Source organism: Methanoculleus sp. UBA291 (assembly GCF_002499755.1).
GTDB classification, from domain to species: Archaea; Halobacteriota; Methanomicrobia; order Methanomicrobiales; family Methanoculleaceae; genus Methanoculleus; species Methanoculleus palmolei.
Genome location: NZ_DANC01000006.1, coordinates 68,323 through 79,521, shown reverse-complemented (window position 1 = coordinate 79,521; position 11,199 = coordinate 68,323). Strand labels below are relative to the sequence as shown.

Here is an 11,199-nt window from a genome sequence, read left to right as displayed (position 1 = left end):
GCACTCACGCGACAATGCCTGAACCGCAGAATCGGGGACCGCGAAACCCTTCGGGTCGAGACAAAACACTGGGAAACGGACAGGAATACCCGGCAAAAAGAGGTAGATTGGCAGTTTACGACGGCAGAGGCAAGGGTGAAACTCAAGAGACTATACCCGCAAATTAAGATGAAATAGTCCACTAGTCCAGTAGTTCGCCAATTTTAACACGCAAACATAGTGCAATACTGCGAAATCGACACAATATTTCGGTACAACTCACTCTTCGCGTGAGGTCATATCCCCGTCTTCACGGGCGGTTATTGTTGTTCCGTCTCACGCATTAGAATCTTCAACCTCTCCACACTTAGGGAATAGATCGAGTTTGAGTTTCGTGACAAGCTCCCATCTGCTTTAGCGCCTCGGTCATCCGTTTCTCCTCCTCGTAAACTACAGTATATATCTTTGAGAGTTTCAGGAGGAGTCCCTGTGGCGCGAGGTGTGCCGACAGCCCTGCCTGTTTGATCTGGTTGAGGATCCGGCAGTAGAGATGGAGACAGAGGAACCCGACAAAGACGTGACCGAAGACCGCCGCGGCGTTCTGGAGAGAGAGTTTGCCCACCTGGATCGATGGCTCACGGTTGATCGCCCCTCCCAGCCAAGTGGTAGCGTGTCTTCTGCTCTTCCATCGCCAGATCGGCATCCTTGTAGAGGTAGGACGTTAGACCGTCGACTTCGCGCTTTCCGGCATGAATGAGCCGTTTGTGGTAGATGAAGGTCTGTGAGATGGATCTACGCCGCATACTGCGGCTGTTGCGACGCTGGGGGAGGACGAACGGAGTCTCCGTCTCGGTCAGGATCGCCTCATTCTTCCCTGTTTTGTGGTTGAAACGCAGATCTGCTGTGAACAGGACATGGCATCACTGTGCGCATATAGGATGTTAATCGATAGAATACTACTCAATCGCAAGTTATAACCCCGGGTGGTGAGAAATGTTATTTATGGTTAAAATCCCACTGTCACGTCCAATAATTTCCGATGAAATGAAAAATGCTGCTGTTTTGGCCCTTGAAAATGAAAAACTGGTAATGGGTGAAAGTGTGTTCAAGTTTGAGGAGGAATTCGCCCGATATATCGGTACAAAATATGCAGTTTCTGTAAATTCTGGAACTTTTGCACTAACTTCATCGCTTATTGCGAGGGGTGTGAAAAAAAATGAGCCGATACTAACAACTCCTATGTCATTCATAGCAACTGCGAACTCTATTATTCAGGCTGGCGGTAGACCTGTTTTCTCAGATGTAGAGGGAAACACGGGTAACATCGATCCCACTTTATTTGGTCCTAAAATAAGGGACGTGAAGGGAATAGTGCCTGTCCATCTATATGGAAATCCATGTAACCTGGAGCAAATCTATCATCAACTAAAAGAAAACGATATTTTTGTCATTGAAGATGCTTGCCAAGCGCACGGTGCTGAATACGGCGGGAAAAAGGTGGGAAGTATAGGAGATGCTGGCTGTTTTTCATTTTACTCTATAAAAAATATGACCGTCGGTGGGGATGGGGGAATGGTCACAACAAATGATGAAGATCTTGCGGAGAAAGTTAGAATCTTGCGTGATTGTGGTAGAATTGATAAATATAAGCACTCTGTTGTTGGATATACTGCTCGATTAAATACCATAAATGCAGCGATAGGATTGATTCAATTGAGATATCTTGACGACTGGAATGAAAAAAGAAAGAATACTGTTTCACTCTATCGTTCCCTCATTCCAAAAGAGCATTTGTTGGATGAAAGTGTGGGTTCGGTGCATCACATCTTTGCAATAAAATTGAAAAATAGGGATAAAGTCAGTGAACATTTAAACAAGTGCGGTATTGAAACCGGTGTTCACTATCCTATTCCTATTCATCTTCAGCCTATCTATAGGGATTTATACGGTTACAAAGAGGGTGATTATCCCATTTCTGAAGCATTTAGCAAAGAAGTCTTATCTCTACCCCTATATCCTGGGATCCCAGACGACGATGTGGAGTACGTCTGTGAATGCATAGCGGAGATGATTGATTGATGCATGATGTCGAAAGTCGATATTCCATCATAAAGAATGTTACTTTTGGTGAGGGAACCACAATTAAGGATTTAGTTAACCTCTATGGGTGTGACATTGGTAATAACTGTAAAATTGATTCTTTTGTATATATTGAGGGCGATGTGAAAATTGGAGATAACTGTAAGATCAGGGCATTCACTTTCATCCCTAGTGGGGTGACCATAGAAAACAATGTCTTTATCGGCCCTGGCGTTGTTTTCACAAATGATAAATTTCCAAGGGCTACCAATGAAAGCGGTGAATTGAAACAAGAAGGAGATTGGAAGTTAGTACAGACAGTTGTGAAAAGTGGGGCATCTATTGGGGCGAACTCAACCATAATTGGGCCGGTAATTATAGGGCATGGTGCAATGATTGGAGCCGGATCAGTCGTTACTAAAGACGTAGATGACGGCCAAATCGTTGTGGGAGTTCCTGCAAAACCACACTATAAATAAATGTTTAACCATTATTATTTCGGTGTTTAATGTGGTTTCATCGAAAGTTGCAGTGATTGGAGGTGGCTACTGGGGCAGAAAACATGTTGAGGAGTATGTGGCACTTGGAAACGACGTATATGTGGCTGATCTGCTCGACAAAAATTTGGAATTTTGTTCCAAAAAATATGGTGTATCCACTACCAAAAATTATAGGGATTTGCTTACTGATGATGGCATTAAGGCAGTAAGTATTTGTACACCTAATGCCAGTCACTATCCTTTAGCAAAAGAGTTTTTGGAATCTCACAAAAACGTTCTAGTTGAAAAACCGTTGGCGATGACAATTGACGAAGGTCGTCAGTTGATCGATATTGCAAAGGATAACCATGTGGTTCTTTCTGTGGGCCATATTTTTAGATTCAACAATGCGATTGCGAAAATAAGAGATATGATCGAGCATTATGAATTTGGGGACATCCGAATAATGAAATTGAAGTGGACGAATATAGAACCACTGTTTGAAGATCGGGATGTAATTTTTGATTTAGCTCCTCATCCTTTTGATATCATACATTATATCTTCAGAAAGAATCCTGATGAAGTATCTTGTACTGGGAATGCATATAGAAGAAGTAAACTAAAAGGGGCTGAGGCAGTATTTATTAATTGTAATCTTGATGAGATGATTATCAACATTGAGTTGAGCTGGCTAACCCCTCCGAAAACTCGCTCTCTCGTTATTGTTGGCTCAAAGAGATCTGCTCTGGTAAACTGTACCTCGCAGACAATTGAAGTTGTAGAGAATAACAACAGTTCATATAATCTAGAGATTATCCCAAATAACACTCTTAGGGATGAATTACATTCCTTTTTAAATTGTGTCACGGCGAAATCTGAACAAAATATCTCAAACGGATATGTCGGGTTAGATATATTGAAAATGATTGAAGTATGCAACGATTCTTTAAAGGAAAAGAGGGTTCTAAGGTTAAATTGGGATTAAAGTGTACGCTATCCTCATTTCGAGGATTGCCCACACCCGTCGACGATCTCTACAATTTTTTCTCCTGTCGTCCCGTCACCGTAGGGGTTCTGCCAGACTCGCTCCCTCTCCATCATCGTCCGCACACCATCCACGATCGTTCCCGGGTCGGTTCCCACCAGAATGTTTGCTCCCGCAACTACCGTCTCCGGCCGCTCCGTGTTCTCCCGTAGCGTCACACAGGGCACGCGGAGGATGCACGCCTCCTCCTGCACCCCTCCCGAATCCGTCAGGATCAGCCTTGCATGCTTCTCCAACTGGAGGAAGGAGAGGTAATCCAGAGGCTCGATGCAACGGACAGATCCGGTCCGTAACCCGAACAGCTCCATCATCTTCCTTGTCCGGGGGTGAATGGGGTAGATCACGGGCATCGCGTACTCGGCCGCGACGCGCTCCAGGCCCTCAAGAATATCGCCTAGTTTCCTCGCGTCGTCGACGTTCTCCTGGCGATGGGCTGTTACCAGGAAGTAGCCGCCCGGTCGGACTCCGAGTTCGGCAAGGGGGTCCACCGCCTGTTCGGCGATCGCGAGGTTCTGGAAGACCGCGTCTACAACCGTGTTCCCGCAAACGAAGATCTTCTCTTCCGGCACCCCTTCGCGCCTCAGGTTCCGTTGCGACTCCGCGGTCGGCGCAAAAAGGTAGTCCGAAACATGATCCGTCAGGACCCGGTTGATCTCCTCGGGCATCCTCCGGTCGTTGCTCCGCAGGCCGGCCTCGACGTGCCCCACCGGAATATGGAGTTTTACTGCGGCAAGCGCTCCCGCGAGCACCGTGTTAGTATCCCCCTGCACAAGGACCGCACGCGGTTTTTCGTCGATCAGGACCCGTTCTATCTCTCTGAGCATCTTTCCTGTCTGTTCCCCCTGCAGGCCCGACCCCACGTTGAGGTTGTGCCGGGCATCCGGAAGATGCAGTTGCTCAAAGAAGATCCTGTCCATCGAGTAGGAGTAGTGCTGGCCGGTGTGGAGGATGAAGTAGCCGTCTCCCCTCCGTTCATACTCCCGAATGATCGGGGACATCTTGATGATCTCGGGCCGGGTCCCGAGGATTATTGCAACGCTCATGGCTCACCTGCATGACGGAGTGATAGGTCAATCATTGGTCCGGCGTCCTATATAGCACTGCTGCCACATCTCATTTTTGTCCAGGGGCTTGCTATCCCGCGGTCATCAAGATGGGAAAGCATAACATGCGCCTGACGTACATGTAGTTAGGGGATCGGATGGTGCTCAAGATCTGCATGCTTTCAGTGGATTTCCCCCCGAACGTCGGGGGTATCGCAGCACACGTCTACGAGCTTGCCAGAGCGCTCCGGAGCCTTGGAAACGACGTCACGATAGTTACATTCCGGGACACGTTATCCGCTCCGAGGGAAGAGACGATCGACGGTCTTCATCTCGTCAGGATCTACCTGCCCCGGAACACCGTGGCTCTATACCCACTCTTTGCCATCTTCGAATACTTCACCGTGAGACGTATTAAAAAAGTAAAAAAGATAGACCTTCTGCACTCCCACTACGTCTTCCCCGACGGATTCGTCTCGAGGTTGCAATCGGGGGTCCTCGGAGTTGCAACCGAGCATACTTCCGGGTTCCTGGACCGTCTTGATCAGGGGAAATTGCTGTGGCTGTACCGATGGGTCTACGCGCGCATGGATCGGATCATCACCCCGAGCGACGAACTTGCCGAAGCTGTCCGATCACTGGGAATCCCGGCGGATAAGATCACGTTTATCTCAAACGGGGTTGATACAGAGAAATTTTCACCGAATGTTCCGCCCAAAAACCTTCGGCAGCAGTACGCTCTCGCGCCGGAGACTAAGATCGTGCTCTGTCCCCGCCGTCTCGAACCGAAGAACGGCGTCAGATACCTGATCGAAGCGGTTCCGGCGATCCTTCAACAGTGTCCGGATACCAGATTCTTCGTTGTCGGAGGGTCGTACCCCGACCAGTTGACCCTGCTCCGGGAGAAAGTCCGCGAACTCAGGGTGCAGGATATGATTTATTTTATCGGATCGGTTCCTAATGCCGAGATGCCCTCCTGGTATACGGCGGCGGACGTCGTGGTTCTGCCTTCCCTCAAGGAGGCGACCAGCATTGCAGGACTCGAAGCAATGGCGTGCGGCAAGCCCCTGGTGGGGACAAATGTCGGGGGCATACCGTATCTCATCGACGACGGCGTGACCGGACTCCTCGTGGAGCCGAGAAATACCTCCGGGCTTGCCGACGCACTGGTGCGGGTTCTGACCGATGATGTCATTCAGAATAAAATGGGGAATTTGGCTCGTAAAAAAGCAGTAGGACAGTTTTCATGGCTTCAGATTGCCATGGCTGTGCAAAATCTCTATGGAAAGTCTTCTGGCAAAAAATGATATGATTGGTGATGGGATGGGAATCTCAGTCTGTTTGATTACGAAAAATGAGGAGTCTGATCTGGCCAGATCGTTAGAGATGATCTCCCCGTACTTTGATGAAATTGTCATCGTCGACGGGCAGAGTGAGGATAAGACCGTCGAAATCGCCGAAGCGTTTGGTGCTGTGGTCATCCAGAGGGAGTTTTCTGGAAGTTTTGCCATCGAACGAAATTATGGGATCGAGCGGGCGCAGAATGAATGGGTGTTCGTCCTCGCTCCTGATGAGATCCTGGAACCGAAGTTCTTACAGATGCTCCGGGCTCTGACGTCCTCAAAAGAGTATGATGCATATTCTTTTTTGCGGTATGACGTCCTCCCGGACGGCACGGTCCTCGAAACGCCGTCCGGGCACCCGGAGATCCATGTCAGGCTTGCAAAGAAGGACCGGTTACGGTATTACGGCGCGATACATGAGAAAGCGGTGGTCGACGGAAAGATCAAGTTCATCCCGGAGGTGATCTATCATCATCGCGGGTACTTCGAAGATTACCCGCAAGAGAAGAAGGAACGCTTCGACGCGATCGGGAGGGACGCATCGAGCGACCTTCAGGGCCTGAACATATCGTCGCGCGCACTTTTTGTAAGGAACGTGAAACTCGTCTTCCATTACTTCCGCAATATGCTCGTCGGGATGAAACTCTACCGGAGAGGTCCGTCCGGCATAATCCGGGCGATACGGTATACCTACAGTTTCGCAAGTTACGGATTGAAGCAGTACATCCGCCTGGGCCAGATCTGATCGCGCGCTGACCCTCTCTTCTTCGGGAGGGGTATGTTCACGCCGGATCGATAAACCGCCGCAGCCAGAGCTCGCAGCAGACCATCCGCCAGATCTCGGACGAGTAGGGCGCCTTCCCCTCAAGAAAGTCTCTGTAATTTTCTGCTACAGCATCGGCATCCCAGTAGGGACGGCTCCGGAACGTCTCCGACGACATGATCTCAAGGACCCGTCCGCTCATATCTCCCTGCATCCAGACCTCTTCCGGGGTGGCGAACCCTTTCTTGTCCATCCTGCACCGGATCGCCTCGGGTATAAGCCCCCCGGTCGCCTTCCTGAGGATGAACTTTGTCACACCGCCCCTGATCTTCTGGTCGGCGGGCAATGAAGCCAGGAACTCCACGACCCGGTAATCCAGGTACGGCACCCGTGCTTCGATGGAGAAGGCCATACTTGTCCGGTCTTCCCAGTGGAGCAGGTAGGGCAGGTTCGCCCGCATCAGGTCGGTTTCCAGGGCTTCGTTCAGGGTGCCGCGGTAGCGGGGAAAACCGGGGCCTTCCGACCGGATCAGGCCCCGGCGCTCCTTCCTCGCGAAGAATTGCCCTACCGCGTACGAGAGGAAATCGCCGTGGTGCCGGAGCGTTCCGAGGGTCTCGCGCGCGGCCTGAAGAATCTGGAACTCCCGGATCAGCCCCCTGATATGGCAGTACTGATAGGCGATGTAGCCTGCAAGGAGTTCGTCCGCTCCCTGCCCGTCCAGCACCACCTTCACCTCCTCCCGGGCAAGCCGCATGACGCAGTACTGGGAGTATAACGTCAGGGCGGCAAACGGTTCGTCGTTGATGTAGAGCAGGTGTTCAAGGTCGGCCCAGATGGTATCGGTACCGGGGTAGACCCGATGCGACCTGACACCAGAACCCTTCACGGCGATATCGATATAGGCGCTCTCGTCGAACCGCTTATCCTGGAAGCAGGCTGAGAACGTATCCTGATGCGGGGGTTCGACCCCGGGAGTCCCACGGCGGAGCGCGCGGTCGATGAGCGCCACCAGGGTGGAAGAATCCAGGCCGCCGGAGAGGCATGTTCCGACCGGTACGTCGCTCCGGAGGTGAAGGTCCACCGCATCTTCAAGGAGCTCCCGGAACGCGGTGGCAAGGCGTCCGTCAGAACCGGGTTCCGAATTCAGTGCGGGATTGAACGAAACCTCCCAGAAGGCTGCGCGCTCTGCAATCCCATCCTCGCCGACGATCATGTAGTGCGCCGGAAGCAGCTGGCGCACGCCCTCAAACATCGTCCGGTCGGTGTGATCCGCGAGGCCCCATGCGAGGAATGCAGAGACCATCTCCTCGTCGGGGCGCCTGCCGACATCGGGGTGCGCACGGAGCGCCTTGATCTCGGAGGCAAAGAGGAACGAATCGCGTGTTTCAGCGTAATAGAACGGTTTTATCCCCAGGCGGTCCCGGGCGCAGAAGAGTTCGCGTCGCCGCCCGTCCCAGAGGGCGAACGCCCACATTCCGTTGAACCTGGATAAACACCCTGTTCCCCACTCCTCGTATGCGTGGAGGATCACCTCGCTGTCGGTCCTGGACTGGAACCGGTGCCCGTACGAGATCAACTCCCCCATGAGCTCCCTGTAGTTGTAGATCTCCCCATTGAAGACCAGCCAGAGCGTCCCGTCCTCGTTCTGCATCGGCTGACGCCCCTCCCCGGAGAGGTCGATGATCGCCAGGCGGCGGTGAGCGAGCCCCACCATCCCGTCGACGTAGATCCCGTCCCCGTCGGGCCCGCGGTGCTGAAGAAGGTCGGACATTCGCCGGATCAGATCTCGATCCGCCGTCCCTCCCGAAAGTTGCAGTTGCCCGGCGATGCCGCACATGGGTAGAAGAGTCTATTCTACAGGAAGATATAGTTCTCTTGCAGGGCCCGGTTCGTCGCCCCGGATCGTGTCTCCGGCAAAATCGGCCGGATCATGATCTCCAGTTGAGAAAAAACGGGTTGATTACCCGGTCCCCGCCTTGGTTGACGTACTCTCCCAGACCCGCATATCTTTCCCGAGGTTGAGCAGCCCTTTTGCGAGATAGACCTGGTTCGTGGCGAAAGAGATGAGCGTACTGCTCCTCCAGAAGTAACCGACCAGGGCGATGAGACAGATCAGTCCGAGAGCGAGGATGGGGAATGCAAGAGCGAGTCCTGCGATGAAGAGAGCGCTGCCGGCGAAGAAGAGGGCCGGCGTTACGAGATACATGTAGATCCGCAACGGATAGAAGAATCGGGAGAACGGGCGGGCATGCCTTAAAAGATCGAGGTTTGCGGTTGTCGCCTCGATCAGACGCGTCGCTCGCCGGATCTTCTGCCGGTATTGCTTGTGGAAGTCACGAGGGATGTCCTCGTATACCAGAGCAGAGGGTTCGTAAGCCGTCCGGAATCCGCGCCGAATCGCTTCGAAGGCTGTATTTGCATCGTCTGCTCCGCGTTTGTCGTCGATCCTGGTCACCAGGTCGCGCTTGAACGCGACGAGTGCGCCGTTGAAGGTGTAGGTGGAGTCGACGGCGCTCTCCCAGGTGCACATCCGCCCGTAGTAATTCCTGTAGGCGCTCTCCATCTGTGCCGGATGGGACCCGTCGTCCGGGAGGGGGTGGAGGTCCCCGCAGACTGCGGCGATGCGATCGTCGCTGACGAGCCGGGAGATGAGGCGCGCGAGAGCTTCGCGCTCGAAGAAGACGTCCGCATCCGTGGTTACGATGATTGGAAAACGTGCTACCTGCATCGCTTTGTTATAGGACCGATTCGTTCCCATACGCTCCGTATTTGCAATGATACGGTGAGTGATGCCCGCCCTCTGGAAGGCTTCCTCGGAAAGCGCCCGGGTGTTGTCGGAGGAGCAGTCGTCCACAAAGATTACCTCGTACCGATCCACCGGGTATGAGGATGCGAGGATGTTATCGACCCGCTTCTGGATTACGGCCTCTTCGTTATAGGCCGATATGATGATGCTTATCGACGGATACTCCTTGAGTGCCGGCGGCTCTCCGGGTCTCTTTCCAACGCTGATCCCGATGAAGAATATAATATAGGGGATGATAGCAGCCACGATGAGCCCAAGGCCGATCCAGAGAAGCATGAGATTACTCTAACCGGTTGATATTTATCGTTTTGGGGCAGAGATAGGGAATAGTACCCCCATTCCATTGCCCGATTTCAACTGCAAATAATATCTTTTCTTCTTTATTCAGGCAAAGGTATTTAAAGAGTACAATACACGCACCCTTCCCGGACCCCGTCGTTCCTCCGGAGCATCCCCGTCACGTCCACGACGATCGGCTTTCCGTTGCAGATCGAAAGCACCGCATCAAGCGTCAGCGCCGCAAAGACACTGTGCGGCGAGTTGATGATGATACAGTCCACCGGGCCGTCGAGCCCCTGAAGCGAAGCGACCGGCTTTGCCCCGAACCGCTCGATCTCTACGGGGCGGAGGAGCGGGTCGTAGCCGTAGACATCGATATCGAACTCCTTGAGCTCATGGACCATCTCTCCGGCCGGGCTCTCCCTCGTATCGGGGACGTTCTCCTTGTAGGTCAGGCCGAGAATGAGGACCTTTGAGTCCCGGATCACCTTGCCGGCCCGGTTCAACTCCTTGATCGCCATCTCAGCGACGTGCTTGGGCATGGCGTCGTTGATCGCACGGCCGGCGAGGATCACCTGCGGGTGATAGCCGAGTTCTTCGGCCTTGTAGACCAGGTAGTAGGGGTCGACCGGGATGCAGTGGCCGCCGACGAGGCCGGGACGATAGTTGTGGAAGTTCCACTTGGTCCCGGCGGCCTCGAGCACCGCCTTTGTGTCGATCCCCATCTTCCGGAAGATGAGCGAGAGTTCGTTCATCAGGGCGATGTTCAAGTCCCGCTGAACGTTCTCGATCACCTTCGCCGCCTCGGCGGTCCGGATGTCGCGGGCGATATAGACGTTCGTTACGAGGCCGTAGAGTGCGGCGAGGCGCTCGGTTGTCTCTTTGTCCATGCCGGCGACAATCTTCGTGATCCGCTCCAGTGTGTGTTCGGCGTCGCCCGGATTGATCCGCTCGGGCGAGTAGCCGACGAAGAAGTCCTTCCCGCAAACCCTGCCGGAGACTCGCTCGAGGGTCGGCACCATGACCTCCTCGGTGAGGCCGGGGTAGACGGTCGACTCGAGGACGACGATGACGCCGTCCTTGAGGTGACGGCCGACGGTCTCGGCAGCCGAGACCACGTAGGAGATGTCGGGGTCTTTCGCCTTCGTCACCGGCGTCGGGACCGCAATGATCACGACGTCGGCCTCGCGGATCATGGCCGGGTCCGCAGTGGCGATGACTTTGTTTCCGGGCTCGGCGTTGATCCGGGCGATTTTCTTCGCGTCGAGGTCGTAGCCGATCGTTTTGAGATGCCGCGAGAACGCATCGGCAAGGGGGTAGCCGACGTATCCGAGGCCGACAACGCAGACGGTTGTATTCTGCAGTGATCCCTGAACCATACTG

11 protein-coding genes are annotated in these 11,199 nt (G+C 53.3%); 5 read left to right on the top strand and 6 right to left on the bottom strand.

The annotated features are described in order from the left end of the window. Positions 1-346 precede the first annotated feature (346 nt). Positions 347-601, bottom strand: coding sequence for a hypothetical protein (locus BP737_RS01550; RefSeq protein ID WP_342685833.1), 255 nt, complete (start codon positions 599-601; stop codon positions 347-349). Between the two features lie 13 nt (positions 602-614). Beyond that, positions 615-782 carry a hypothetical protein gene (locus BP737_RS01545; RefSeq protein ID WP_342685832.1) on the bottom strand — a complete coding sequence of 56 codons (168 nt, stop codon included), beginning with the start codon at positions 780-782 and terminating at the stop codon, positions 615-617. Between the two features lie 199 nt (positions 783-981). Between BP737_RS01545 and BP737_RS01540 the strand changes: the two genes are divergently transcribed. Genes BP737_RS01540 through BP737_RS01530 form a run of 3 tightly spaced genes read left to right on the top strand, consistent with a single transcriptional unit; the run spans position 982 to position 3,522 of the window. Then, positions 982-2,058, top strand: coding sequence for a DegT/DnrJ/EryC1/StrS family aminotransferase (locus BP737_RS01540; RefSeq protein ID WP_342685831.1), 1,077 nt, complete (start codon positions 982-984; stop codon positions 2,056-2,058). Next, on the top strand, positions 2,058-2,537 hold the full coding sequence (locus BP737_RS01535) for an acyltransferase (protein WP_342685830.1): 480 nt from the start codon (positions 2,058-2,060) through the stop codon (positions 2,535-2,537). Before BP737_RS01540 ends, BP737_RS01535 begins: the two co-directional genes overlap by 1 nt. 22 nt (positions 2,538-2,559) lie before the next feature. Continuing rightward, positions 2,560-3,522, top strand: a complete 963-nt coding sequence (locus BP737_RS01530) for a Gfo/Idh/MocA family oxidoreductase (RefSeq protein WP_342685829.1) — start codon at positions 2,560-2,562, stop codon at positions 3,520-3,522. A gap of 14 nt (positions 3,523-3,536) precedes the next feature. Here the strand turns inward: BP737_RS01530 and wecB are convergent, their stop codons facing one another. Next, positions 3,537-4,625 (bottom strand): non-hydrolyzing UDP-N-acetylglucosamine 2-epimerase, encoded by a 1,089-nt coding sequence (gene wecB, locus BP737_RS01525; protein WP_342685828.1) that lies wholly within the window; start codon positions 4,623-4,625, stop codon positions 3,537-3,539. 176 nt (positions 4,626-4,801) lie between these two features. On the opposite strand from wecB, the gene BP737_RS01520 reads away from it, so the two are divergent. Both BP737_RS01520 and BP737_RS01515 read left to right on the top strand, forming a co-directional pair. Next, positions 4,802-5,932 carry a glycosyltransferase family 4 protein gene (locus tag BP737_RS01520; protein WP_342685827.1) on the top strand — a complete coding sequence of 377 codons (1,131 nt, stop codon included), beginning with the start codon at positions 4,802-4,804 and terminating at the stop codon, positions 5,930-5,932. Continuing rightward, positions 5,907-6,713: a glycosyltransferase family 2 protein gene (locus BP737_RS01515; RefSeq protein ID WP_342685826.1), complete on the top strand. Its 807-nt coding sequence runs from the start codon at positions 5,907-5,909 to the stop codon at positions 6,711-6,713. The genes BP737_RS01520 and BP737_RS01515 overlap by 26 nt, the downstream gene beginning before the upstream one ends. 37 nt (positions 6,714-6,750) lie before the next feature. Here BP737_RS01515 and asnB read toward each other — a convergent pair whose 3' ends face one another. From asnB to BP737_RS01500, 3 genes are all read right to left on the bottom strand, one after another. Continuing rightward, positions 6,751-8,568: an asparagine synthase (glutamine-hydrolyzing) gene (asnB, locus tag BP737_RS01510; RefSeq protein WP_292408330.1), complete on the bottom strand. Its 1,818-nt coding sequence runs from the start codon at positions 8,566-8,568 to the stop codon at positions 6,751-6,753. A 123-nt stretch (positions 8,569-8,691) separates the two neighbouring features. Then, a complete protein-coding gene (locus BP737_RS01505) occupies positions 8,692-9,813 on the bottom strand; it encodes a glycosyltransferase (RefSeq protein WP_292408333.1) in 1,122 nt (373 codons plus the stop codon). A gap of 122 nt (positions 9,814-9,935) precedes the next feature. Continuing rightward, positions 9,936-11,195: a nucleotide sugar dehydrogenase gene (locus BP737_RS01500; protein ID WP_292408336.1), complete on the bottom strand. Its 1,260-nt coding sequence runs from the start codon at positions 11,193-11,195 to the stop codon at positions 9,936-9,938. Positions 11,196-11,199: the final 4 nt, after the last annotated feature.

What these genes read in the sequence shown, in the direction of transcription:
- BP737_RS01545 (WP_342685832.1), bottom strand. Translation starts at nt 782, where the DNA reads ATGCGGCGTAGATCCATCTCACAGACCTTCATCTACCACAAACGGCTC.
- BP737_RS01540 (WP_342685831.1), top strand. Translation starts at nt 982, where the DNA reads ATGGTTAAAATCCCACTGTCACGTCCAATAATTTCCGATGAAATGAAA.
- BP737_RS01535 (WP_342685830.1), top strand. Translation starts at nt 2,058, where the DNA reads ATGCATGATGTCGAAAGTCGATATTCCATCATAAAGAATGTTACTTTT.
- wecB (WP_342685828.1), bottom strand. Translation starts at nt 4,625, where the DNA reads ATGAGCGTTGCAATAATCCTCGGGACCCGGCCCGAGATCATCAAGATG.
- BP737_RS01520 (WP_342685827.1), top strand. Translation starts at nt 4,802, where the DNA reads ATGCTTTCAGTGGATTTCCCCCCGAACGTCGGGGGTATCGCAGCACAC.
- BP737_RS01515 (WP_342685826.1), top strand. Translation starts at nt 5,907, where the DNA reads ATGGAAAGTCTTCTGGCAAAAAATGATATGATTGGTGATGGGATGGGA.
- asnB (WP_292408330.1), bottom strand. Translation starts at nt 8,568, where the DNA reads ATGTGCGGCATCGCCGGGCAACTGCAACTTTCGGGAGGGACGGCGGAT.
- BP737_RS01505 (WP_292408333.1), bottom strand. Translation starts at nt 9,813, where the DNA reads ATGCTTCTCTGGATCGGCCTTGGGCTCATCGTGGCTGCTATCATCCCC.
- BP737_RS01500 (WP_292408336.1), bottom strand. Translation starts at nt 11,195, where the DNA reads ATGGTTCAGGGATCACTGCAGAATACAACCGTCTGCGTTGTCGGCCTC.